The following is a 23,934-nucleotide window of genomic DNA, read 5'->3' on the forward strand; positions in this document are numbered from 1 at the left end:
GGACATGGCCACCACTGTACTCCAAGAGACGCTACTGGGGCTTTTCAAATGGCTTGTCGAAGGTGATCTTCGGCTCTTTCCACGGGCCTTCGACCTTGTACTGCACGCTGGCGAAGCGGGCAACCCGGTCGCCCAGCAGCTTGTCGACCAGAAACAGCGCGCCGCCAATGGCCGGCGCGCCGACAATCAACGCCGCGATAGGCAGGTTGTTGGTCACCGGCAAGGTCACCAGCAGCTTGGCATCGACCCGGTCGCGAACCATGTCCAGCGTACCGTTGAGTTCCAGATTACTGGACGGCCCGGTCAGCGTGATCGGGTTGCGCGTCACGTAAACGCCGTCGCTGGCCACCAGCAGCCCTTTGACCCGGTCATAGCTGAGGCCTTTACCGAGCAGGTCAGAGAAGTCCAGACGTAAACGGCGACCAATGGAGTTGAAGTTGAGCAGCCCGAATACACGCAGTGCCTGGGCGCCGCCCTCCACTTCGACAAACTGACCTCTGTTCAACGTGGCATCGAGGCTGCCGGAATAACGCTTGAGCCCTACCCACGCGGGTGAGCCGGGCCAGCGCCCGTCGACGTTCATTTCAAAGCTTTCGCTGGTGACGGTCGGAGCGAAGTTCCAGGCTTTGAGTACGTCCTCCAGATTCTTGCCGGCCAGACGCCCTTTGAACCAGCTGCTGCTGGCACCCGGCGCACCTTCCCAGGCACCGTCGCCTTCCAGCAGGATGCCTTTGAGCCCCAGGCTCAGGTCAGACATGCGCATTCCGGTGGGCGTCGGACGAATCTTCAACGCCCAGGCACCCAATAACTGGTCGCCCTGAAACAGTTGCGAGATCTTGATATCCAGCGCCGGGATCTTGCGCGGATCAACGTCAGCCAGCGGGTCAGGCGCGTTTTCGACTACGGCGGCATTCGGATCGGGCGCAGGCAGTCGCACATACGCCATGTTGATACCGATTGGCGCAGCTTTGGCGTCTGGCAGCGTTGCCGTGCCCTTGGCCAGCGCACTGTCCAGCGACAAGGCCCAGGCCGCAGCGCTGCGCTGCAATTGAACACGCACCTCATTGAGCGTTGTGCCCATCGCGGTCAGCTTGCCAATCTGCAGGTCCACGCTGTTGAGCAGCTGTTTTGCACTGTCACCCGGATCATTGCTGGAGTATCGCCCTGCCAGCGCCTGCCACGGGGCGATGTCCAGTTCGGACAACTCACCGCGGATCCGCAAGCCCTTGGCGTCTGGCACGACGGCCCCGCCGCGCCCCAGATACAGTTCGCCGCGACCGTCGGCAAACTTGCCACCCGGCGCTGCGAAAGCGAAGTTCGCCAGGTTGTCGTAAGCCACACCCAGCCTGCGCTCTGGCCCTTGCAGGGTCATGCGAAATTCGCTCGGGCGCTCCTGATCGGCGGCTTTGCCAAACGGCGCGGGCAGATCGATTGCCACACCCTTGAGCGTGGAGTTGATCAGCAACGGGCTGTCTTTGCTGTCCAGAATCAGTTGCAGTTGATAAGGCAAGTCACCCGACGCTGGTACCGGCTGGGTGACGCTCAGCCAGTCCGTCAGTTTCTTAACGGTGATTTGCCCGTTTGCCGTGATGCGCGTGACATTGGCACCCGGCTTGCCCTCGGCCGCAATTTCAGCCGTCACCGGACGATCGAACGCTTGTGCCTTGATGCCTTTGCCGCTTAACCCACTGTTGCTGTCAAAACGGAAGTCACCCTTGAGCCGGGTCAGTTCCAGCACCGGATCTGCCAGCTTCAGACGTGCATTGTCGGTGCTGAAATCCACCACGACCTTTGGCTCGACGCCCTTTGCCAGCGGAATATCCAGCTTGAGCTTGCCGTCCAGCGGGCCTTCGCCCTGCCAGCCGGCAAACGTGCTGCCCGTGCCGATGGGCGCTTGCTGAAGAATCTTCAGCCCATCGACCAGGCTTCCGGAAAAGTTACCGTCCACCAGCAGGTGGCTGTCCTGACCCGACGGCACGTGGGGAATGTTGACCAGCACATTGCTGACTTTGGTGTCGAACAGCTGCCCCTTGCTTGCCTTGACCCGCACGCCGCTGTTTTCAACGTACACCTTGCCGTCCACGCCGGTCAGCGAAGGCCAGCCCGGCTGGAACGCCAGCGTTGCATTGCTGACATCGAAAAACAGACTGATGACATGCGCAGTGTCGGGCGAATTCTTGTTCAACGAACCCTGGTACTGGAAAAAGCCTTGCTTGACCGCGCCACTCACCACGGCAGTGCGCAGCCAGTGATCGAGTTCCGGGCTGAGCGCGGCAGGCAGGTATTTGCTGGTGTAGCGACCATCGCCATCGACCATGCCAACCCGCAGGTCCATGTAGTCTTCCTGATCGTGGCTGAGGTGAATTCTGATCAGGAAGTCTGCCGCGATCTTGCCTTCATCGCCAAGCACCTTGATATACGGCGCGATCAGGGTGAACGCCTGATCATCCAGCTTCCAGGTCAGGCGGGCATTGGCTTTCTGATAGCGCCACGGCTTGGCGAAGATCGGGTCCAGGTGCAGCATGAAATCGTCAGTAGCGAGCCTCAGCTCGCCCTGCCCCAGATCGCCGCTGATCGCGCCGCTGACATTCCCGGCCGCCGGTGCGCCGCGATAGGCATTGAAACCGACCTTGTCCAGATTGGCGGCAAAACCCAAGCGCTTGTCGCCGGTGGCCTGCGGGCGGTAATCGAGCAATACGTTGCGAAGCCCGCCCGTCACCTTGAGCCCGTCGACCACCGCCATTGCCTTCTCAGGCAGTGGCGCGAGGGAGTCGATCAGTGGCGTGAGCGGTGTCAGGTCCAGGCGGTCAGCCTGCACATGCCAAAGCTCTTCGCTATCAGGCGTTGCAGCGGTCTGGGTCAGTTGCAGGCGGCTTTCCCAGCGGTCGCTGCCCAGGTTCATCGCCAGTGAATCAAGGTTCAGGTCAAAGCCTGTCGCCGTGCGCGCGAACCAGGCGTTGAGCGCCAGATTATCGATTGTGGACGGCTTGCGATCGGCGTAGACGCCTTTGATCTGCGGGGCATTCAGGCGTGCAGTTGCGCTTTGCACGGTGCCCTTGCCCCAGCTCATCCACAGGTCGCCACCGGCTTGCAGCCTGGACAGCGTCCATTCACGTGTGGCGCTTTTCGGCAGCCATTTGGCCCAGTCGCTTTGCGGCAGGCTGGCGTAGAAATCCGCTTCGCCGTCTTTCCACTGACTGGCCTGGATACGCGAGCGCACATTCAGCGCAAACGGCTGGCCATCCGGCAGGGTCAGGCGCGCGTCCAGACGCTGGTGATAGCTGCCGGTGGTCAGACTGAGGTTGACGTAGGTCAGGGTCAGTGGCGCGGCGTCGAGCGGTTGCACCGTCACCTGGCTGTCGAGCAGCGAAAGGTGCGACACCATTTGCATCTGATTGAGCAATTGCCCCGGGTCTAACGGGGTGTCGTTACGCAGCGGCAAGCCCTGCACGGCCCAGCCGCCTTCTTGATCCTGCTTGATCGTGAACTGCAGACCGTCTACTTCAAGGTGCGCGATGCGCACTTGACGCGCCAACAGGCTTGCCCAGAGATCAGGAACAACCCGCACACGATCCAGACGCAGGGCATTGGCGCCCTCACCGACCATGACGTCGTGGGCCAGCAATACCGGGGCAAAGCGGCTCCAGCTGCCTTCCAGGCTGCCAATGCTCAGCGGTATGCCCAATGCGCTGCTGGCTCGGGTTTCTACATCGACGCGGTATTCGGCAACCAGCGGCGCCAGTTGACGGCCGAGGCTGACGTACAGCGCCGCGAGCACCAGAATCAGCGCGCAGAGGCTCAGGCTCCAGCGCGTCAGGGTTGCAACGGCACGCGAAAGACGCCCCATCTCAGGATGCCCTGCGCAGCGGGATGCAGAGACCGGAATCGGCGAATCTATTCCGGCTCAAGTGTGCAGCTGCGCTCAGGTACAGGCTTTGCTCGTTTGCCACACATCATTCTCGATAAAACGGCATACCTGCCAGAAACCCGTTGGGCGCTTTTCATAACATTTCATACGCTCAGCCGCTTCAGAGCAGCACCACGTCGTATTGTTCCTGCGAGTACATGGTTTCTACCTGAAAACGGATGGTCCGGCCAATAAAGCTCTCCAGCTCAGCCACGTTGCCCGACTCTTCGTCGAGCAAGCGGTCCACCACGCGCTGATTGGCCAGAACGCGATAACCCACTGCCTGATAGGCCCTGGCTTCGCGCAGGATTTCCCGGAAGATTTCGTAACAGATGGTCTCCGGGGTTTTCAGCTTGCCCCGGCCCACGCAGCAATGGCAGGGCTCGCACAGCACCTGCTCGAGACTTTCGCGGGTGCGCTTGCGCGTCATTTGCACCAGACCCAGCTCGGTAATACCGATGATGTTGGTCTTGGCGTGATCGCGCTCCAGCTGTTTTTCCAGCGTGCGCAGCACCTGACGCTGGTGTTCACCGTCTTCCATGTCGATGAAATCGATAATGATGATGCCGCCCAGATTGCGCAGACGCAGCTGGCGGGCGATGGCTGTCGCCGCCTCCAGGTTGGTCTTGAAAATGGTTTCTTCCAGGTTGCGATGCCCGACAAACGCACCGGTATTGACGTCGATGGTGCTCATCGCCTCGGCCGGATCGATCACCAGATAACCGCCGGACTTGAGCGGCACCTTGCGCTCCAGGGCTTTCTGGATTTCGTCTTCGACGCCGTACAGATCGAAAATCGGCCGCTCGCCCGGGTAATGCTCAAGACGGTCGGCGATTTCAGGCATCAGTTCAGCCACGAACTGTGTGGTTTTCTGAAACGTCTCCCGTGAGTCAATGCGGATTTTTTCGATTCGCGGGCTGACCAGGTCACGCAAGGTACGCAATGCCAGGCCCAGGTCTTCGTAGATCACGGTGGGTGGGCTGACGGTCTTGATCTGATCGCCGATCTGGTCCCAGAGCCTGCGCAGATAACGAATGTCCATGAGGATTTCGTCGGCACCGGCGCCTTCCGCAGCGGTGCGCAAAATGAAGCCACCGGCCTCTTTGATGCCTTCCTGGGCGACACAATCGCTGACAACTTTTTTCAGTCGCTCCCGCTCGGCCTCGTCTTCGATCTTCAGAGAAATCCCGACGTGGGCAGTACGTGGCATGTACACCAGATACCGCGACGGAATCGACAGCTGCGTGGTCAGGCGTGCGCCTTTGCTGCCAATCGGGTCTTTGGTGACCTGCACCACCAGACTCTGGCCGTCATGCACCAGCGACGCAATGCTCTCGACGGCAGGCCCTTCGCGCATGGAAATTTCCGATGCATGAATGAATGCGGCGCGATCCAGACCGATGTCGATGAACGCCGCCTGCATGCCAGGCAACACCCGCACCACCTTGCCTTTGTAGATGTTGCCGACAATGCCGCGACGCTGGGTGCGTTCGACGTGCACCTCTTGCAGTACACCGTTTTCTACCACTGCCACCCGCGATTCCATCGGGGTGATGTTGATCAGAATCTCTTCACTCATGACTTGTCACCTTCCAGGCATTGCCAGCAGGGTATGCCGAAACGGCTGAGCAGTTCTGCGGTTTCACACAGCGGCAAGCCCACCACAGCAGAATAGCTGCCATGCAGACCCGCGACGAAAATCGCCGCCAGGCCTTGAATCGCATAGCCTCCGGCCTTGTCGGCAGGTTCGCCGCTGGTCCAGTAGGCGTGAGCCTCATGGGGTTGAATCGGGCGAAAACGCACGCGACTGGTCACGACACAGGTTTCACTGCGCTGCCGGTCAGTCAGTGCCACGGCGGTGAGCACTTGGTGTTCTCGCCCGGACAGCGCAGCAAGCATGGCCAGCGCATCGGCCTGATCAACCGGCTTGCCGAGAATGCGCCCGTCGAGCACCACCGCCGTGTCAGCCCCCAGCACACAAGCCTGCTGATCGGCCGGCAACGCGGCCAACCCGGCCTGGGCCTTGCCAAGCGCGAGACGCTCGACATAGGCAGCCGGGGTTTCAAGGTCGAAGGGGGTTTCGTCGATCTGAGTGCTCAATACGGTGAAAGGCACACCGATCTGAGTCAGAAGTTCGCGACGGCGCGGCGAGCCAGAAGCCAGATAAAGCGAGGGCATAAGGACATCTCCGTGTCTGTGCGGGTGAGCGCGATGGACGCTGCAGAGCGCCGCGCTCACCTTGCGCTTAATTGATTTTCAAACGTTTGCGCAATCCACGCAGACCATAACTGACCCAAGGCCACAACAGCGCACTGACCAAAGCAGGCAACACCAGCGCAAGGGTTGGCTGGCGATTGCCCGTCAAGGCACTGAGCCACAACTGCGCAAGCTGCGCCAGACCGAACACCACCAGCAGCACCAGGCACTGTTGCCACATGGGGAACATGCGCAGACGCTGCTGCAAGGACATCACCAGGAACGTGATCAGGCTGAGGATCAGCGCATTCTGGCCGAGCAGCGTGCCGTACAGCACGTCCTCCATCAGCCCCAATATCCACGCCGTGGTCATGCCGTATTTGTGCGGCAGCGCCAGTACCCAGAAGGTTAACAGCAAGGCCAGCCACAGCGGCCGAAAGATTTCCATGAACTGCGGCAGCGGCGAAACACTCAGCAACAAACCGATTGCGAACGTCAGCCAGACTACCCAGCCGTTGCGCCCGGAAACATGACTAACCATCGATAGGCTCCCGGGCGTTGGAGTTGGAAGGCGTGGACGCAGGCGGACGCGACGCAGCAGGTCGGGCGGCGGGCCTTGCTGCCGGAGTCGCGGCAGGCGTGGCAGCCGGAGCTGGCGTCGCGGGTTGCGCGGCGGGTTTATGCGTCGTTGTACTGCCGGGGAACGTCGGCACCGTTGCTTGCGGCCACATCGGAAATGCCGGTGTTGGCGGCGGCAAGGTAGCCATGACCGTGGGTTCGAGGCCTTTGTCGATCGACTCCTGAGCCTGCGCGGCATCGGCAGCGCGCTCTTCGGGCGAGCGACCGTCGGAGAACACCAGCAACAGGTAGCGACTACGATTCAAAGCGGCCGTAGGCACGGCGCGGACAATCGCGAAAGGCTGACCGGAGTCGTGAATGACCTCCTTGACCGTGGCCACCGGGTAGCCTGCCGGAAAACGCTGACCAAGGCCGGAGCTGACCAGCAGATCGCCTTCCTTGATGTCTGCGGTGTCCGCCACATGCCGAAGCTCAAGGCGTTCCGGGTTACCGGTGCCGCTGGCAATGGCACGCAGGCCGTTGCGATTGACCTGCACCGGAATGCTGTGGGTCGTGTCAGTCAGCAGCAGAACCCGCGAGGTGTAGGGCATCAATTCGACGACCTGGCCCATCAGGCCCCGTGCATCGAGCACCGGCTGCCCGAGCACCACGCCATCGCGCTCGCCCTTGTTGATGATAATGCGATGGGTGAAGGGGTTCGGGTCCATGCCAATCAGCTCGGCGACCTCGACCTTCTCGTTGACCAGCGCCGAAGAGTTCAGCAGCTCGCGCAGGCGCACGTTCTGCTCGGTCAGTGCCGCCAGCTTTTGCAGGCGACCTTGCAGGAGCAGGGCTTCGGTCTTGAGTTTTTCGTTTTCAGCGATGAGTTCTGTGCGGCTGCCGAACTGACTGGCAACGCCCTGATACAAACGTTGTGGCAGATCGACGACCCAGTAAGACTGCATGAGCACCATCGACATCTGGCTGCGCACGGGCTTGAGGATCGTAAAGCGGGCGTCGACCACCATCAACGCTACCGACAGAACGGCCAGCACCAGCAGACGTACACCCAGCGACGGGCCTTTTGCGAAAAGCGGTTTAATAGGCCGCTCCTCCGGGGCATGCGATCGTTGGATCGAACTTCGATTGGCAATTATTCATGCGGTATGTAACCGGCCTGGACAATGAGAGGGATAGGCACCCTGTTTCGGCGTCAGCCTGAGGCATACAGGTAGCACATACGCCACCTGCATACAAAAGACTCCGTGAAAGGCACCCCGGCGAATTACTCGCTGGAGAGCAGATCCATGGTGTGCTTATCCATCATTTCCAGCGCACGGCCACCGCCACGCGCCACACAGGTCAGCGGGTCTTCGGCGACGATCACCGGCAGACCTGTTTCCTGAGCCAGCAGTTTGTCGAGGTCACGCAGCAGAGCGCCGCCACCGGTCAGTACCAGGCCACGCTCGGCGATGTCCGAAGCCAGCTCCGGAGGCGATTGCTCCAGAGCGCTCTTGACCGCCTGAACGATGGTCGCCAGCGACTCCTGCAGTGCTTCGAGCACTTCATTGGAGTTCAGGGTGAAGGCGCGCGGGACGCCTTCGGCCAAGTTGCGGCCACGCACGTCGACTTCACGTACTTCACCGCCCGGGTAGGCGGTGCCGATTTCCTGTTTGATGCGCTCGGCGGTGGATTCGCCGATCAGGCTGCCGTAGTTGCGACGCACGTAAGTGATGATCGCTTCGTCGAAACGGTCGCCGCCCACACGTACGGATTCGGCATACACCACACCGTTGAGGGAGATCAGCGCGATCTCGGTGGTGCCGCCGCCGATGTCGACGACCATCGAGCCGCGCGCTTCTTCGACCGGCAGACCGGCACCGATCGCAGCAGCCATAGGCTCTTCGATCAGGAACACTTCACGCGCGCCTGCGCCCAGGGCAGATTCGCGAATGGCGCGACGCTCGACCTGAGTGGATTTGCACGGAACGCAGATCAGCACACGAGGGCTTGGCTGCAGAAAGCTGTTTTCGTGGACCTTGTTGATGAAGTACTGCAACATTTTTTCGCAGACGCTGAAATCGGCGATGACGCCGTCTTTCATTGGGCGAATGGCGGCAATGTTGCCTGGAGTACGGCCCAGCATACGCTTGGCTTCGGTACCGACAGCGACGACGCTCTTCTGATTGCCGTGAGTACGAATGGCAACGACAGAGGGTTCATTCAGGACGATACCGCGCTCACGCACGTAAATAAGGGTGTTGGCAGTGCCCAGGTCGATGGATAGATCACTGGAAAACATGCCACGCAGTTTCTTGAACATGGGATAAGGGACCCTAGGGAACGCGTGGTAAAAAAAGTGCGGCAAACTCTAACAACGACAGGGATTTTGGGCAAGGAGCCAATATGCTAAATTGGCGGTTTTCCGAACACGACCCTCGACGTTAGCGGCTTGAGACAGTAATAACGCGATAGTGTTCCGCAATTGGCAACAAAGCAAATCCGTCAGCATTCCACTGGAGATACCCCATGGCGCTTGAACGCTCCGACGTGGAAAAGATCGCTCATCTGGCCCGACTTGGCCTTAATGACGCCGATATTCCGCGTACTACCGAAGCCCTTAACAGCATCCTCGGGCTGGTCGATCAGATGCAGGCCGTCGACACCACCGGCATCGAACCACTGGCTCATCCGCTGGAAGCGACCCAGCGCCTGCGCGAAGATGCGGTAACCGAGCGAAATCGACGCGACACTTACCAAGCCATCGCACCAGCGGTCCAAGACGGACTTTATCTGGTTCCGAAAGTCATCGAGTAAGGGAAAGCGCCTGCATGCACCAAATGACTCTGGCCGAGATCGCTCGCGGACTCGCCGAAAAAAAGTTTTCTTCCGAAGAGCTGACCCGCGTTCTGCTGTCGCGTATCGCGCAGCTTGACCCGCAGCTCAATAGCTTCATCAGCCTCACCGAAGACCTGGCCATCACCCAGGCCCAGGCGGCAGACGCCCGCCGTGCGGCCGGTGAAAACGGGCCGCTGCTCGGTGCCCCCCTGGCGCACAAGGACCTGTTCTGCACCCAGGGCATTCGCACCAGTTGCGGCTCCCGGATGCTCGACAACTTCAAGGCGCCGTACGACGCCACGGTTGTGTCGAAACTGGCTTCGGCCGGCACGGTAACGCTGGGCAAGACCAACATGGACGAATTCGCCATGGGTTCGGCCAACGAGTCCAGCCATTACGGCGCGGTGAAAAACCCGTGGAACCTGGAATGCGTGCCTGGCGGCTCCTCTGGCGGTTCGGCTGCAGCAGTTGCTGCACGCCTGCTGCCTGCGGCGACCGGCACCGACACCGGCGGTTCGATTCGCCAGCCAGCGGCGCTGACCAACCTCACCGGCCTCAAGCCGACCTACGGTCGTGTGTCGCGCTGGGGCATGATTGCTTATGCGTCCAGCCTTGATCAGGCAGGCCCGATGGCTCGCACCGCCGAAGACTGCGCACTGCTGCTGCAAGGCATGGCCGGTTTCGACCCGCAGGACTCCACCAGCATCGACGAGCCGGTCCCGGACTACTCCGCCAGCCTCAATACCTCGCTCAAGGGCCTGCGTATCGGTGTGCCGAAAGAATATTTCAGTGCAGGCCTCGACCCGCGCATCGCGCAGCTGGTGCATGAGAGCGTCAAGGAGCTGGAAAAGCTCGGCGCAATCGTCAAGCAAGTCAGCCTGCCGAACCTGCAACACGCCATTCCTGCCTACTACGTCATCGCTCCGGCAGAAGCATCGTCCAACCTGTCGCGTTTCGACGGCGTGCGCTTCGGCTACCGTTGTGAAGACCCGAAGGACCTGACCGACCTGTACAAGCGCTCGCGCGCCGAGGGCTTTGGCCCGGAAGTGCAGCGACGCATCATGGTCGGCGCCTACGCGCTGTCGGCGGGTTACTACGACGCCTATTACTTGCAGGCGCAGAAAATCCGCCGCCTGATCAAGAACGATTTCATGAGTGCATTTGCCGAAGTCGACGTGATCCTCGGCCCGACCACGCCTAACCCGGCCTGGAAAATCGGCGCCAAGACCCACGACCCGATTGCCCAATACCTGGAAGACTTCTACACCATCACCGCCAACCTGGCGGGCCTGCCCGGCTTGTCCATGCCAGCGGGCTTTGTCGATGGTCTGCCGGTCGGCGTGCAATTGCTCGCCCCGTATTTCCAGGAAGGCCGTCTCTTGAATGTGGCGCATCAGTATCAGCAAGTCACTGACTGGCACACTCGCGCACCTGAAGGCTTCTGAGGAGAAACACATGCAATGGGAAGTCGTCATCGGGCTTGAGATTCACACTCAGCTTTCGACCCAATCAAAGATTTTTTCCGGCAGCGCCACCACGTTCGGCTCCGAGCCCAACACCCAGGCCTGCCTTGTCGATCTGGGCATGCCGGGCGTGCTGCCAGTGCTGAACAAGGAAGCCGTGCGCATGGCCGTCAAGTTCGGCCTGGCGGTAGATGCCGAAATCGGTCAGCACAACGTGTTCGCCCGCAAAAACTATTTTTACCCGGACCTGCCCAAGGGCTATCAGATCAGCCAGATGGAGCTGCCGATTGTCGGCAAGGGCCACCTGGACATTCCCCTGGAGGACGGCACGGTCAAACGCGTCGGCATCACTCGCGCGCACCTTGAAGAAGACGCTGGCAAAAGTCTGCATGAAGACTTCCAGGGCATGACCGGGATCGACCTGAACCGTGCCGGCACGCCGCTGCTGGAGATCGTTTCCGAGCCGGACATGCGCAGCGCAAAAGAAGCCGTGGCCTACGTCAAGGCCATCCACGCGATCGTTCGCTACCTGGGTATCTGCGACGGCAACATGGCCGAGGGCTCGCTGCGTTGCGACTGCAACGTGTCGATCCGCCCCAAGGGCCAGGTCGAGTTCGGTACTCGCTGCGAGATCAAGAACGTCAACTCGTTTCGCTTCATCGAAAAAGCGATCAACAGCGAGATTCAGCGCCAGATCGACCTGATCGAAGACGGCGGCAAGGTTATCCAGCAGACACGTCTGTACGACCCGAACACCAACGAAACCCGCGCCATGCGCAGCAAGGAAGAAGCCAACGACTACCGTTACTTCCCTGACCCAGACCTGTTGCCGGTGATCATCGAAGACTCGTTCATCGAAGAAACCCGCGCCACACTGCCGGAACTGCCACCGCAGAAACGCGAACGCTTCCAGAGCCAGTTCGGCCTGTCGACGTACGACGCCAGCGTGCTGGCCTCCAGCCGCGAGCAGGCCGACTACTTTGAAAAAGTGGTCAGCATCAGCGGCGACGCCAAGCTGGCCGCCAACTGGGTCATGGTCGAACTGGGCAGCCTGTTGAACAAACAGGGGGTCGAAATCGACCAGTCGCCGGTCAGCGCCGAACAACTGGGCGGCATGCTCAAGCGCATCACTGACAACACCATTTCGGGCAAGATCGCCAAAATGGTTTTTGAAGCGATGGCCAATGGTGAAGGCAGCGCCGATGAAGTGATCGAGAAGCGCGGCCTGAAACAGGTGACCGACAGCGGTGCCATCGAATCGATGCTCGACGAAGTACTGGCTGCCAACGCAGAACAGGTCGAACAGTACCGTGCAGCTGATGAAGCCAAGCGCGGCAAGATGTTCGGTTTCTTCGTCGGCCAGGCCATGAAAGCCTCCAAAGGCAAGGCCAACCCACAGCAGGTCAACGAACTGCTGAAGGCCAAACTGGAGGGTTAATCGTCCCAAGCTGACTGTCGCTGATTATCGTGCCAACGCGGAGCATTGGCACGATAGTCAAGTATCGATGAGCCCGATTTGCACTCAGGACCCCACCCATGCGCCGACTTCTTCTTGCCAGCAGCCTGCTGACCTTGCTGGCTGGCTGCGCCAATCACGTCATTGACCCACACGGTTATGACGAAACCGGTACTGCCGCTTATTACGGTACCCGCCATCATGGCAATCGCACCGCCAGCGGCGAACCGTTCAATCAGAACGCCCTGACCGCTGCCCACCGGCAGTTGCCATTCGGCACGCGCGTCAAAGTCACCAACCTGAACAACGACAAATCAGTGATCGTGCGTGTCAATGATCGTGGCCCGCACACACGGGGTCGTCTGATCGATGTCTCTCGCGAAGCAGCCGAACAACTGGGTATGCTGCGCAGCGGCACCGCGCCAGTTCGCGTTCAAGCCCTCGACTAAGCCCTCGATCAAGGACAACCCCCTATTCTCCAGCTATCGGCCCTGCCCGCCCCCGCGCTGATTCAGATGCTCAGTGGTTTGCTGTTGCTGCTGATCGGGGCCGAACTGTCGGTGCGCGCTGCCGTACACCTGGCGGCGATTTTCAAGGTTCGGCCACTGATCATCGGCCTGACTGTCGTGGCGATGGGCACCAGCGCGCCTCAAATGGCCGTCAGCCTGCAAGCCGCGTTTTCCGACAACACCGACATTGCCGTGGGCAGCGTGATCGGCGGCAACATCTTCAATGTGCTGGTCATCCTCGGGCTGTGTTCGCTGATCATTCCGTTGCGCGTCGCGCGTCAGGTATTGCACATCGACATCCCGCTGATGATCGGCGCCTGCCTGCTGGCCATCGGCCTGTCGTGGAGCGGCGAGTTCAGCAAATTTGACGGTGCGCTGCTTCTGGTCGCGCTGCTGGTCTGTCTGGTCATCATCATCCGCCAGGGAGGCCAAAGCCCACGTCACGGGCGTGCCGCTACAAGCGGAAAACCGCGCACCTTCACGCGCATGGCCATGCTGGCTGCAGGCCTGCTGATGCTCGTCGCGGGCGGGCACTTGCTGGTCGATGCCTCGGTGGTTATCGCCATCCACCTGGGGCTTTCCGAGCGTATTATCGGCCTGACCGTCATTGCCATCGGCACCTCACTGCCCGCGCTGATGACTTCCTTGATCGCAGCACTGCGCGGCGAGCGCGATATCGCGGTGGGCAATGTGATCGGCAGCAACCTGTTTAACCTGCTGGGCGTGCTGGGGCTCACCGCGCTGGTCGCGCCCACGCCGCTGACCATCTCGCCGAACGCGCTGGTTTTCGATCTGCCGATCATGCTGGGCGTTTCGCTGCTGTGCGTGCCGCTGTTCTATTCCGGCTACCGGATGGACCGTATCGAAGGCTTGCTGTTGCTGGCGTTGTACCTGACCTACGGGCTGCATATCCTGGCGATCAGCACCGGCATGGCGCTGGCCGAAAGGCTCGAAGGCTTGATGCTGACTTTCGCTTTGCCTGTGCTGGGAATTATCGTCGCCTGGGGCACTGTTCGCGCCTGGCGACGCCAGCACTGATCTCAATCCACATTCGCTCAAGGGGAAAGCCATGACAGACAAGACAATCAGCAACGGCGAACAGATTCGTCGTCAGGTGATGGGCGATGTCTTCGTTGACCGCGCACTGGGCAATGCCACCGAGTTCAGCCAGCCACTGCAGGACTTCGTCAACGAGCACGCCTGGGGCAGCGTCTGGAGCCGTGATGGTCTGCCGCTGAAAACCCGCAGCCTGATCACCCTGGCCGCCCTCACCGCGCTTAAATGCCCGCAAGAACTGAAGGGCCATGTGCGTGGCGCGCTGAACAACGGCTGCACCGTCGAAGAGATTCGTGAAGCACTGCTGCACTGCGCGGTATACGCCGGTGTGCCAGCGGCTATCGATGCGTTTCGGGCTGCGCAGGAAGTGATCGACAGCTACGTCAAGCCGGATTGATCCAGCCGCCCCATTGCAGAATGAAAATCCCCACGTTGGTGGTGACCGCTGCGGCCAGGGTGGTGATGACGATGATTGCTGCGGCCAGTTCGTAATTACCGTTGGCGGTGCGCGCCATGATGTAGCTGGCGGCGGCGGTCGGGCTGCCGAAATAAAGAAACAGAATGCCCAGCTCGGGACCGCGAAAGCCCAACAGCCATGCGGCCAGCGTGCAGATTAGCGGCAAGGTGATCATCTTCATGACGCTGGCACTGACGGCGAGCTTGCCGCTCTTGCGCAACGACGCCAGCGACAGCGTGCCGCCGATGCAGATCAACGCCAGCGGCAGCGTCATCTGTGCCAGCAAGCTGCCGGAAGTCTCCAGCCATTTGGGCAGACCGATGCCAAAGTAGGCAAAGGGCGAGGCGATGATCACGCTGATGATCAACGGGTTTACCAGCACACTCTTGAAAATGCTCCACGGATCGGACTTGATCACCGGGCTGTAGACCGCCAGCACCACCGTCGACAGCGTGTTATAGAAGACGATGACCAGCGCCGCGAGAATGGCCCCCAGGGAAATCCCTACCGGCCCATACATGCTCGCCGCCAGCGCCAGGCCGATCACACCGTTGTTGCCGCGGAACGCGCCCTGAACGTAGATGCCGCGCTCTTCATACGGGCAACGCCAGATCGCCCAGCCCCAGGCAAAAGCGAAACTCAACAGAGTCGCCGCACTGAAGAAAATAAGCAGGCTGGGTTTGAGCGCGGTGCGCAGATCGGCATGGATGATGCCGAGAAACAACAGCGCAGGCATGGTGACGTTAAACACCAGCCCCGAAGCGGCGACAATGAACCCGTCGTTGATTGCGCCGATACGCCGCAGCAACACGCCCAGAAACAGCATGGCAAACACCGGGGCGGTGATGTTCAGGGTTTCGAGAAAAATAGCCAGCATGCAACACACCCGGTCCCGTCGTTAGGTCGCTCATGATAGGCCACCCGTGACAGGCATGTTGCAAGGAATTTCCGAAAGTCCTACGCCATTGGCCTCATTGCCTGTCAGACGATGCGGCTGACTTGCGCTGCCGGCTGCAATTTGCGCTCGAACACCGACACACCATCCAGATCGCGCAGGGCGACAGACATTTCGCCCGTCTGCCCGTCGATATTCACCTCACCGAAGAATTGATAACCCGCAAAAGGCGAGGTGTTCTGCGCGGGAGGCGCCTTCTGGAACACCAGCTCAGGTCCGAAGGTCTTGTCCAGCACGTTAGGGCCGAAGCTGCTCGCATTCAAGGGCCCGGCGACGAACTCCCAGAATGGATCAAAATCCTGGAACACCGCCAGGTCCGGCTGATAATGATGCGCGGCGCAATAGTGCACATCGGCCGTCAGCCACACACAGTCGCGAACCTTCTGCGCACGCAGATACGCCAGCAGCTCGGCAATTTCCAGCTCGCGGCCCAGCGCAGGGCCGTCGTTACCGTTGGCAATCGCTTCCCAGCGCGGCACGCCCGGGCTCACTTCGCCATCCGGCACACCCAGGCCGATGGGCATGTCAGCGGCAATCACTTTCCACTGCGCAGTGGACGCATCAAGTTCACGTTTGAGCCAGTCAAGCTGCTCGCACCCCATAAAAGCAGTCGTCGGACCAGGCTTGTCGGCCAGATTGGCGTCATTGCCGTCGCGGTAACTGCGCATGTCGAGGACAAACACGTCGAGCATCGGCCCGTAGGGAATCTTGCGATAGATGCGCCCGCCCTTGTCCGCCTCTTGCAGGCGCAGCGGCGCGTACTCCAGATAAGCCTGACGGGCACGCGAGGACAACAGCTGGATGTCCTTGACCTTGTAGCGATCATCCAGCTGCTTGCTGGGCGACCAGTTGTTGGTGACTTCGTGGTCGTCCCACTGCCAGATCTGCGGCACTTCGGCGTTGAAGCGGCGCAGGTTTTCATCCATCAGGTTGTAGCGGTAATTACCACGGTATTCGTCGAGGGTTTCCGCGACCTTGCTTTTCGCCTCGGTGGTGATATTGCGCCAGATGCGCCCGCCCTCGGCCGTAATCTGCGCTGGTACCGGGCCGTCGGCATAAATAGTGTCGCCGCTGTGGATAAAAAAGTCCGGCAAGCGCAGGCGCATGGCTTCATAGATGCGCATGCCGCCGATGTCCGGGTTGATGCCAAAGCCCTGCCCGACCGTATCGCCACTCCAGACAAAACGAATATCGCGGCGCTGCTGTGGCGTGCTGCGCAAATGCCCGAACCAGGGTTCGCTGGCGACACCGGTCTGGGCATCTTCAAACGAGACACGGTAGAAAATCGCCTGATCCACCGGCAACCCGCTTAATTCGACACGCGCCGTGAAGTCAGTGCGCTGATCGGCCAGCGCCGACACCACACGGCGTGGCTGGGTGAACATGCTGCGGGTGTCCCACTCGACCACCATTCGCGAAGGCCGGTCGCTGCGGCTCCAGACTATCGCCTTGTCACCGAATACATCGCCGGATTGCACGCCGTCGGCCATCTTCGGACGATCCTGCACCGAGGCGATCACCGCTGGTGCAACACCCGGTAACAGCAGACCGGCACCTACGGCGCCAACGGCCTGGATGACACGGCGACGCTTGAGATCGAACTGGCTCACGGTTATCCCCTCGCTAACAGGCAAAAAAGCAACGTAGCAGGGCAATGTTGGCGCTGTGTGACAGAGGCGCCAATTCTCGACGGCTCAAGCCATCAATGGCAGGTAACTGGTAAACTCCCGCGCTTTATTACAGTCCGAGGCGCTTGGCATGTCTTCCCTGAATCAGGCGCTCAGCGTCGCCCTCGATAATCGTCGACCGTTGCTTGCCGAACTGCACACGCAAGGCACGGACTGCTATCGCCTGTTTCATGGCAGCCAGGAAGGCGCCAGCGGCCTGACCATCGACCGCTACGGTCCGCAATTGCTGGTACAGAGCTTTCACGCCAGCCTGGATCGCGAGGCTTTGCTCGCCGTGCATGCGCAGATCAATACCTACTTGGGCGTGGAAACACTGCTGGTCTACAACGATCGCTCGCAGGGCAATTCGCGGGTGGACCGTGAGGACACCGTCTACAAGGCCGAAGAAGCGGCCCTGGCCGATCATGTCGGGCATGAATGGGGGCTCAATTACCGGGTTCGGGGGCGGCACGCCGGTCAGGACCCGCTGTTGTTTCTCGACCTGCGCAACACGCGCGGCTGGGTCAAGCAGCACAGCGCCGGCAAAAGCGTGCTGAACCTGTTCGCCTACACCTGCGGTGTCGGCCTCAGCGCTGCAGCCGGCGGCGCCAGCGAGGTGTGCAATCTGGACTTCGCCGAAGGCAATCTGGCCGTGGGCCGCGAAAACGGCGCGCTCAACCCACAGCTGCCGACCATGCAATTCATTCAGTCCGATTACTTCCCGGCGATCCGTCAACTGGCCGGGTTGCCTGTCGCCGCGCGGCGCAGCCAGCAATTGCCCAGCTATGTGAAACTGCAGCCGCGCCACTATGACCTGGTTCTGCTCGACCCGCCCGCCTGGGCCAAGAGCGCATTCGGCACCGTTGACCTGTTGCGCGACTATCAAAGCCTGCTCAAACCGGCCCTGTTGGCGACGGCAGATGGCGGCGTGCTGATCTGCTGCAACAATCTGGCAAAGGTCAGCATGCAAGACTGGCGCGAGCAAGTGCTGCGCTGCGCCACCAAAACCGGTCGCCCGGTCCGTGACTGGCAAGAGATGCTGCCTGCCGGGGACTTTCCGTCTCAGGACAATCAGCCACCGTTGAAGACGCTGATCCTGCAACTCTGATTCGTCACTTAAAATTGGAAAAGCAATACCGGAAAGTTCCTACAAGCCACGACAGCAGTACCTTGGGAACCGAACAGGCATGCCATACTCCAAGGGCTTCCAAAAGAGAGAGACGCCGCCGCCCATGTCCAAAGGATTGAAACGCACACTTGGCTCACTGCTGGCTGTGATCGTGCTCTACAGCTTGCTGGGGTTTTTCATCCTCCCCGGTGTCGCCCTGCGTATAGCGAATCAGCAACTGGCCAATTATTCGACCGTGCCCGCCAAGCTCGAACGCCTGGAATTCAATCCCTACACGCTGGAACTGACCCTCTGGGGCCTGAACATCGGCACGCCGGGCAAAGAACAGGTGGCGTTTGAAAAGCTCTACGCCAACCTGCAGATCGACAGCCTATGGACCAAAGCGCTGCACCTGCAACGCGTCGAACTGATCAAACCCAAAGCCGAACTGTTGTTCGACAAGCAAGGCAAGCTCAATCTGGCGCAGTTGTTCAAGCTGCCTGCCAGCGAACCTGCGAAAGACCAACCGCCGAGCAAGCCGTTCCCGCTGCGTATCGGCGAGATCAAGCTGGCTGACGGCTACGTGCACTTTCAGGATGTGCGCCCCAGCGAGCCGATCGAATTCCTCTACGACGCGCTGAATTTCGAACTCAAGAACCTCAGCACTCTGCCCGAAGACAATGCCGACATGACGCTGGTCGCGGCAGGCCCCGATGGCGGGCAGATCGACTGGGTGGGCCGCATCAGTCTGGTGCCGATCACCTCCGAGGGCACGTTGAAGGTCACGGACGGCAAGATGAAGCTGTGGTGGCCTTATGTACGTGACGCCCTGCCGCTGGCGCTTGAAAATGGCGTGCTGAATTTCAGCACCGCTTACAAGCTCGACCTCTCCAAAGAAACCGAACTCAAGCTGACCAACCTGTCGGCCAGTGTGGCGCCCTTCGCGCTGAACACCCCCGACGGTCGCCCACTGGTGCGCCTGCAACGCCTGGATGTCAGCGAAACATCGGTTGATCTGGCCCGGCAACTGGTCAGTGTCGGCAAGATTCGCAGCCAGACGCTCGAAACCTGGGCAGCGCGCGAAGTCGATGGCCAACTGGACTGGCAAAAACTGTTCGCCAACCCGCCGGGCAAGCCTGCCGCGCCGAAAAAACCGGCAGTGGACGAAAAGGCCGCTGAACCGGCGCCTGCCCCCCAGACATCTGCGCAAGCCAGCACTCAGCCAGGCAAGCCGTGGCAAGTGCTGTTACGCGATGTGCAACTGCGCAACTACACGGTTCACCTGACCGATCGCGTGCCCAAAGAACCTGTTGCGCTGGATGTCGGCCCGCTGAATCTGGACATGCAAAACTTCGACAGCCTGAACAAATCCCCCTTCACCCTCAAGCTAGACACCGGTCTGGGCAAACAGGGCAATCTCACTGCAACCGGCGACGTGAACCTGAACCCGGTGAGCGCACGATTGAACGTGACCACCCGCGACATCGATTTACGCGTCGCGCAGGCTTACATCAGCCCGTTCATTCTTCTTGAACTGCGCAGCGGCATGCTGGGCAGCGATCTGGCGGTCAACCTGAAAAGCACCGAGCCGCTGGCGTTCAGCGTCACGGGCAAAGCCCAGGTTAATCAGCTACACACGCTCGACACACTCAAACAGCGCGATTTTCTCAAGTGGCAACAACTGGAGCTCGAAGGGCTGGATTACCAGCACGGCACGGGCCTGTCGATTGCCAAAGTCAACATGAGCCAGCCGTACGCGCGCTTCATGATCAACGAAGACCGAACCACCAACGTTGACGACCTGCTGATTCCGCAGCCCGATGACAAGGCGGCCTCGCAGCCAAAAACAGCCAAGACCCAGCCCAAGGCCAAAACAGAGAACCCGCTGGCGATCTATGTCGGTGAAGTGAACATCAAGGACGGCTCGGCAAACTTTGCCGACATGACCCTGACACCCAACTTTGCGACCGCGGTGCAGCAACTCAATGGTCGCATCGGCACGATCAACAACCGCAAAGCCACTCCGGCCCCGGTCGATATCGAAGGCAAGGTAGACCGTTATGCACCGGTGACCATCAAAGGCAGCCTCAACCCTTTCGACCCGATGGCCAGCCTCGACATCACAACCAGCTTCAAGCGCGTCGAGCTGACCAACCTGACGCCTTACTCGGGTAAATTCGCCGGCTTCCGGATTCGCAAAGGCAGGCTCAACCTCGATTTGCACTACCTGATCACCAAGGGCCAGCTCAAGGCACAGAACAAAGTGCTGATCGAACAGTTGCAACTGGGCGAACGGGTCGACAGCCCGGATGCGCTGGACCTGCCTATTCGCCTGGCGGTTGCGCTGCTCAAGGACACCAAGGGGCGCATTTCCCTGGAGCTGCCTATCGAAGGCGACCTCAACAACCCTCAGTTCAGCGTGATGCCTATTGTCTGGCAGACGCTGCGTAACCTGGTGCTGCGCGCCGCGCAAGCGCCGTTCAAGATGCTTGGCGGGCTGGTGGCAGGCGGCAGCTCCGAGGACCTCGGCAGCGTGAGTTTCGCGCCAGGCGCCAGTGACTTGTCGGTCGAGGCAAAAAAGGCGCTGGACAAGCTCTCAGCCGCACTCAAGGAGCGCCCGGACCTCAAGCTTGAGATTGAAGGCACCAGTGCCGCCAGCAGTGACGGCCCGTTGATTGCCCAGCAGAGGCTGGAGCGGGAATACCAGTATACGTATTACAAGATTCTTCAGAGACGCGGTGACAAGGTCCCGGCCAGGGCTGGGCTGATTCAGGTCCCGGACGATGAGAAAGCGCCGATGCTTGAAGGCATTTACCGAACTCGCCTGAAACAGCAACCGCCTGCTGAATGGGCAAACCTGGGCAAGGAACAACGCGCAGGCCAGATGCGTGCCGCCGTACTCAAATTCTGGAGCGGTAACGAGCTGTTGCTGCGTGAGCTGGGCCAGAGCAGGGCCAGTAGCATCAAGGATTATCTGGTGGACACCGGCAAGCTGGAAGATGCGCGCGTGTATTTTGTCGACGCCCGGCTGGGTCAGGCTCAACCGGATGGTAAAGTCGTCAGCCCTCTCCACCTCGACAGTGAATAAACCCTTGGCACGCACCCGAATCAAGATGCTGATTACCCTGACCCTCGCCGCTTTGGCGGGGTCAACCGCTACCTTTTCCTACGCCACCTCAACCTTGCGGTGCGGCAGCCAGCTGGTAAGCACCGGTGACCGGGCATTCGAAGTTCAGCAGAAGTGTGGCGAGCCCGTGAGTCAGGAGGTTCTTGGCACTCAAGAGACCTTCAACAGCACTTATCGCAGGTCAGAGGCGGTCAGGATAGAAGAGTGGGTCTACGGCCCTGATAACGGCATGTATCAGTACCTGCGCTTTGAAGGCGGTCGCCTGGTGAGGATTGAAAGCAAACGTCGCAACTGATCGCCTTGTTGCGTTCAGCGCCTTGTGCATATTTCCCGCCCACAATAGAACAGGCCCCGACTCTTCAGCCGGGGCCTGTAATGGCTACATCCTTGTAGCCTCGCATGAACCTTCCATCAATCAATGACTGGGGGTGTTCATGTGCAGTGTTCGATTACTCGGCTTTCAGGCCAGCAGCCGATACGTCTTTGACGCCTTTGATTTTCTTGGTGATTGCTACAGCGATTTTCTTCTGAGCATCAGTTACAGCTACGGTCGAAGACAGGGAAACCACGCCTTTGTTGGTTTCAACCTTGATGTCCGAACCCGGGATGCCTTTTTCAGTCAGCAGGTCAGCTTTGACTTTGGTGGTGATCCAGGTGTCAGAGGTATCTTCTTTGACTTCTTGAGTGGTGGTGTTAGCTGCCAGAACCATTGGCGCTTGGGCCGAAGTCTGAGCGAATGCAGCGTTAGCCATGGTCAGAGTCAGGGCAGTAGCGGTAGCAGCAGCGATAGCGAACTTCTTCATACGATAACTCCTGTTTTTCTCAAAATCTGCGCCAGCTGTGTGGCTGCAGGGTTATCAGTTATATCGCAATCGGTGTGCCAAATATGAGAACGCAAAAAAACCCTTTAAAATCAGCAGCTTGTGTTTTTGGCCATTTAACGGAGTCGTGCAGATTGCCCGTTCGCCGCTTCCCGGGCTTGCAAGATGCATGTTCACATCAGGCATTTCGCGCGGTGCAAACATAAGCCCCTAATTGCACTCATAAAAAAAGGACTCCGAAGCAGACTGTGTGAAAACACACTGATGAAGGCCCAAGCAAACGCCCCGACTTGTTCGGGGCGTTTTGTTTTGTATTGGCAGCAGACGAAAAAATGACCGCTCAGCCCATCAAAGCCATCAGATGGCGCACACCGAGCACTTTAATCGCTCGTTTCAGGTTATAAGCATTCACCGCCAAGGCCATTTCAGCTTTTGTCCCCTCCAGTTGTCGCAGCAAGAAACGGCCATTACCAAATAGCCATTGCTTGAGGTTGCCGAAGGGGTGCTCAACGATGGATCTTCGGTTGGCCATCATCTCAGGATGCGCCTGCATTCTTTGCTCCATCCGCTCGAAAGCCTCTTCATGGGCATGTCGTGAGACATAACGGCGCTGGGCTCGAGTGCATTGCGTTTTCAGCGCGCAGTTGGCGCAGTCATCGACCTCAGCCTGATAGATCCGATCACCTTTGTTGTGCTGTTTTAGCGTTAACCATTTGCCTGCCGGACACTGGAAACGATCGTGTCCGGCCTCATAGATAAAGTCTTTTCGCTCAAAGAGCTGCTCTTCATGACTGCCAGGGTTTTTCGAACGATTGGGCGGTACATAGGCCGTAATCGAAGCATCCTCGCAGGCCTGAAACTGCTTGCCATTGGAGTAGCCGGCATCGGCAGTGACCGTCAGCTCATCTTGCTGTAACTCTGCTTTGGCGGCCTTGGCCATCGGCTCCAGTTGCTTTCGGTCATCGCCATCCTGGGTGACCTCATGATGCAAAATCAGGCAATGCTCGGCGTCCACGACGGTTTGCACGTTGTAGGCCACACGTGGCCCTTTGGCCGTGCGCATCATTCGGGCATCGCTTTCATGAGTGTTGAACTGCTCGATGCCCATCGAACGCATCAGTGCCTGGCAACTCTGATTATCCTGTTGTCGAGCCTCAAGCTGTGCCAGTGCTGCTTTGATTGCGCTGCGATCAATTGAATCTGTGGTTTCAGCCTTGTCGGCCTCATCCAGCTCGGCCAGATACTGAGCGATGCGCTTATCCAGTTTTTCTTCCTGGCGCTTGAGCTGCTTCAAATTCACATGACGCCGTGAGGAGGCGACCGCCTGAAACTTGCTGCCGTCGATGGCCACCAATTCACCGGCGATCAAGCCTGCTGTGCGACAAAATCGAACGAAAGCACGGCAGGTCGCGATGAAGGCGGGTTTATTGTTCTTGCGAAAGTCGGCGATGGTCTTGAAGTCGGGCTTGAGCCGGTTGATCAGCCACATCACTTCGATGTTGCGCTGACACTCGGCTTCAAGACGTCGCGATGAGCGAATCCGCTGAAAATAGCCGTAGAGGTAGAGTTTTAGCTGATCGGCGGGATCATAAGCAGGGCGCCCCGTGCTTTTTGGAATCGCTTTATCGAAGCCCAGTTGCACCAGATCGAGCTTGGCAACGTACAGGTCAATGACACGAACGAGGTGATCCTCGGGGATCAACTCTTCCAGCGAGACCGGGAATAGGCTGGTCTGGCTGCGGGACTCACCTTGGATGTAGGCCATAACGAAAAATGCTCTGTATCTTTCGATACGGAGCATTTTCTTTGAGCGCTG

Annotated in this window: 19 protein-coding genes; 9 read left to right on the forward strand and 10 right to left on the reverse strand. The window is 59.6% G+C overall.

The window, feature by feature from the left end:
- Positions 1 to 31: 31 nt before the first annotated feature.
- The 6 genes from PSPTO_RS23135 to mreB form a co-directional block, all read right to left on the reverse strand.
- Positions 32 to 3,847 (reverse strand): YhdP family protein, encoded by a 3,816-nt coding sequence (locus PSPTO_RS23135; protein WP_011105014.1) that lies wholly within the window; start codon positions 3,845 to 3,847, stop codon positions 32 to 34.
- Between the two features lie 181 nt (positions 3,848 to 4,028).
- Complete coding sequence (rng, locus tag PSPTO_RS23140) at positions 4,029 to 5,486, reverse strand: ribonuclease G (RefSeq protein WP_003377531.1); 1,458 nt, start codon at positions 5,484 to 5,486, stop codon at positions 4,029 to 4,031.
- Positions 5,483 to 6,085 (reverse strand): Maf family protein, encoded by a 603-nt coding sequence (locus PSPTO_RS23145; RefSeq protein WP_011105015.1) that lies wholly within the window; start codon positions 6,083 to 6,085, stop codon positions 5,483 to 5,485. Before PSPTO_RS23145 ends, rng begins: the two co-directional genes overlap by 4 nt.
- A 67-nt stretch (positions 6,086 to 6,152) precedes the next feature.
- Positions 6,153 to 6,644, reverse strand: coding sequence for a rod shape-determining protein MreD (gene mreD, locus PSPTO_RS23150; protein WP_003377527.1), 492 nt, complete (start codon positions 6,642 to 6,644; stop codon positions 6,153 to 6,155).
- Positions 6,637 to 7,764 (reverse strand): rod shape-determining protein MreC, encoded by a 1,128-nt coding sequence (gene mreC / locus PSPTO_RS23155; protein WP_074842212.1) that lies wholly within the window; start codon positions 7,762 to 7,764, stop codon positions 6,637 to 6,639. The genes mreD and mreC overlap by 8 nt, the downstream gene beginning before the upstream one ends.
- Positions 7,765 to 7,946: 182 nt before the next feature.
- A complete protein-coding gene (gene mreB, locus PSPTO_RS23160; RefSeq protein ID WP_002555108.1) occupies positions 7,947 to 8,984 on the reverse strand; it encodes a rod shape-determining protein MreB in 1,038 nt (345 codons plus the stop codon).
- Positions 8,985 to 9,190: 206 nt separating this feature from the next.
- Between mreB and gatC the strand changes: the two genes are divergently transcribed.
- From gatC to PSPTO_RS23190, 6 genes are all read left to right on the forward strand, one after another.
- Positions 9,191 to 9,478: an Asp-tRNA(Asn)/Glu-tRNA(Gln) amidotransferase subunit GatC gene (gene gatC, locus PSPTO_RS23165; protein ID WP_002555109.1), complete on the forward strand. Its 288-nt coding sequence runs from the start codon at positions 9,191 to 9,193 to the stop codon at positions 9,476 to 9,478.
- Between the two features lie 14 nt (positions 9,479 to 9,492).
- Positions 9,493 to 10,944, forward strand: a complete 1,452-nt coding sequence (gene gatA / locus PSPTO_RS23170; protein ID WP_005766477.1) for an Asp-tRNA(Asn)/Glu-tRNA(Gln) amidotransferase subunit GatA — start codon at positions 9,493 to 9,495, stop codon at positions 10,942 to 10,944.
- Between the two features lie 10 nt (positions 10,945 to 10,954).
- On the forward strand, positions 10,955 to 12,400 hold the full coding sequence (gatB, locus tag PSPTO_RS23175) for an Asp-tRNA(Asn)/Glu-tRNA(Gln) amidotransferase subunit GatB (protein ID WP_011105016.1): 1,446 nt from the start codon (positions 10,955 to 10,957) through the stop codon (positions 12,398 to 12,400).
- 98 nt (positions 12,401 to 12,498) lie between these two features.
- Complete coding sequence (locus tag PSPTO_RS23180) at positions 12,499 to 12,867, forward strand: septal ring lytic transglycosylase RlpA family protein (RefSeq protein ID WP_011105017.1); 369 nt, start codon at positions 12,499 to 12,501, stop codon at positions 12,865 to 12,867.
- Positions 12,868 to 12,933: 66 nt separating this feature from the next.
- Complete coding sequence (locus tag PSPTO_RS23185; RefSeq protein ID WP_011105018.1) at positions 12,934 to 13,965, forward strand: calcium/sodium antiporter; 1,032 nt, start codon at positions 12,934 to 12,936, stop codon at positions 13,963 to 13,965.
- A gap of 31 nt (positions 13,966 to 13,996) precedes the next feature.
- On the forward strand, positions 13,997 to 14,380 hold the full coding sequence (locus PSPTO_RS23190; RefSeq protein WP_007243700.1) for a carboxymuconolactone decarboxylase family protein: 384 nt from the start codon (positions 13,997 to 13,999) through the stop codon (positions 14,378 to 14,380).
- Here the strand turns inward: PSPTO_RS23190 and PSPTO_RS23195 are convergent.
- Both PSPTO_RS23195 and PSPTO_RS23200 read right to left on the reverse strand, forming a co-directional pair.
- Complete coding sequence (locus PSPTO_RS23195) at positions 14,367 to 15,317, reverse strand: AEC family transporter (RefSeq protein WP_005766467.1); 951 nt, start codon at positions 15,315 to 15,317, stop codon at positions 14,367 to 14,369. The genes PSPTO_RS23190 and PSPTO_RS23195 overlap by 14 nt on opposite strands.
- A 104-nt stretch (positions 15,318 to 15,421) precedes the next feature.
- Positions 15,422 to 17,005, reverse strand: coding sequence for an alkaline phosphatase D family protein (locus tag PSPTO_RS23200; protein ID WP_011105019.1), 1,584 nt, complete (start codon positions 17,003 to 17,005; stop codon positions 15,422 to 15,424).
- Positions 17,006 to 17,153: 148 nt separating this feature from the next.
- Here PSPTO_RS23200 and PSPTO_RS23205 point away from each other — a divergent pair, with 148 nt between their 5' ends.
- The 3 genes from PSPTO_RS23205 (at position 17,154) to PSPTO_RS23215 (ending at position 21,592) form a co-directional block, all read left to right on the forward strand.
- Complete coding sequence (locus PSPTO_RS23205) at positions 17,154 to 18,170, forward strand: class I SAM-dependent rRNA methyltransferase (RefSeq protein ID WP_005766463.1); 1,017 nt, start codon at positions 17,154 to 17,156, stop codon at positions 18,168 to 18,170.
- Between the two features lie 124 nt (positions 18,171 to 18,294).
- On the forward strand, positions 18,295 to 21,258 hold the full coding sequence (locus tag PSPTO_RS23210) for a DUF748 domain-containing protein (protein WP_005766460.1): 2,964 nt from the start codon (positions 18,295 to 18,297) through the stop codon (positions 21,256 to 21,258).
- 25 nt (positions 21,259 to 21,283) lie between these two features.
- Entirely contained in the window at positions 21,284 to 21,592 is a 309-nt protein-coding gene (locus tag PSPTO_RS23215; protein WP_032710582.1) for a DUF2845 domain-containing protein, read from the forward strand.
- Between the two features lie 154 nt (positions 21,593 to 21,746).
- Here PSPTO_RS23215 and PSPTO_RS23220 read toward each other — a convergent pair whose 3' ends face one another.
- Entirely contained in the window at positions 21,747 to 22,100 is a 354-nt protein-coding gene (locus tag PSPTO_RS23220; protein ID WP_004656644.1) for a BON domain-containing protein, read from the reverse strand.
- A gap of 358 nt (positions 22,101 to 22,458) precedes the next feature.
- Positions 22,459 to 23,883 carry an IS1182-like element ISPsy6 family transposase gene (locus PSPTO_RS23225; RefSeq protein WP_054082654.1) on the reverse strand — a complete coding sequence of 475 codons (1,425 nt, stop codon included), beginning with the start codon at positions 23,881 to 23,883 and terminating at the stop codon, positions 22,459 to 22,461.
- Positions 23,884 to 23,934: the final 51 nt, after the last annotated feature.

This window comes from Pseudomonas syringae pv. tomato str. DC3000 (genome assembly GCF_000007805.1).
GTDB classification, from domain to species: domain Bacteria; phylum Pseudomonadota; class Gammaproteobacteria; order Pseudomonadales; family Pseudomonadaceae; genus Aquipseudomonas; species Aquipseudomonas avellanae.

What these genes read in the sequence shown, in the direction of transcription:
- PSPTO_RS23220 (WP_004656644.1), bottom strand. Translation starts at nt 22,100, where the DNA reads ATGAAGAAGTTCGCTATCGCTGCTGCTACCGCTACTGCCCTGACTCTG.
- PSPTO_RS23195 (WP_005766467.1), bottom strand. Translation starts at nt 15,317, where the DNA reads ATGCTGGCTATTTTTCTCGAAACCCTGAACATCACCGCCCCGGTGTTT.
- PSPTO_RS23185 (WP_011105018.1), top strand. Translation starts at nt 12,934, where the DNA reads ATGCTCAGTGGTTTGCTGTTGCTGCTGATCGGGGCCGAACTGTCGGTG.
- PSPTO_RS23145 (WP_011105015.1), bottom strand. Translation starts at nt 6,085, where the DNA reads ATGCCCTCGCTTTATCTGGCTTCTGGCTCGCCGCGCCGTCGCGAACTT.
- rng (WP_003377531.1), bottom strand. Translation starts at nt 5,486, where the DNA reads ATGAGTGAAGAGATTCTGATCAACATCACCCCGATGGAATCGCGGGTG.
- gatC (WP_002555109.1), top strand. Translation starts at nt 9,191, where the DNA reads ATGGCGCTTGAACGCTCCGACGTGGAAAAGATCGCTCATCTGGCCCGA.
- PSPTO_RS23190 (WP_007243700.1), top strand. Translation starts at nt 13,997, where the DNA reads ATGACAGACAAGACAATCAGCAACGGCGAACAGATTCGTCGTCAGGTG.
- PSPTO_RS23205 (WP_005766463.1), top strand. Translation starts at nt 17,154, where the DNA reads ATGTCTTCCCTGAATCAGGCGCTCAGCGTCGCCCTCGATAATCGTCGA.
- PSPTO_RS23180 (WP_011105017.1), top strand. Translation starts at nt 12,499, where the DNA reads ATGCGCCGACTTCTTCTTGCCAGCAGCCTGCTGACCTTGCTGGCTGGC.
- PSPTO_RS23215 (WP_032710582.1), top strand. Translation starts at nt 21,284, where the DNA reads ATGCTGATTACCCTGACCCTCGCCGCTTTGGCGGGGTCAACCGCTACC.
- PSPTO_RS23225 (WP_054082654.1), bottom strand. Translation starts at nt 23,883, where the DNA reads ATGGCCTACATCCAAGGTGAGTCCCGCAGCCAGACCAGCCTATTCCCG.
- PSPTO_RS23210 (WP_005766460.1), top strand. Translation starts at nt 18,295, where the DNA reads ATGTCCAAAGGATTGAAACGCACACTTGGCTCACTGCTGGCTGTGATC.
- mreB (WP_002555108.1), bottom strand. Translation starts at nt 8,984, where the DNA reads ATGTTCAAGAAACTGCGTGGCATGTTTTCCAGTGATCTATCCATCGAC.
- PSPTO_RS23135 (WP_011105014.1), bottom strand. Translation starts at nt 3,847, where the DNA reads ATGGGGCGTCTTTCGCGTGCCGTTGCAACCCTGACGCGCTGGAGCCTG.
- mreD (WP_003377527.1), bottom strand. Translation starts at nt 6,644, where the DNA reads ATGGTTAGTCATGTTTCCGGGCGCAACGGCTGGGTAGTCTGGCTGACG.
- gatA (WP_005766477.1), top strand. Translation starts at nt 9,493, where the DNA reads ATGCACCAAATGACTCTGGCCGAGATCGCTCGCGGACTCGCCGAAAAA.
- gatB (WP_011105016.1), top strand. Translation starts at nt 10,955, where the DNA reads ATGCAATGGGAAGTCGTCATCGGGCTTGAGATTCACACTCAGCTTTCG.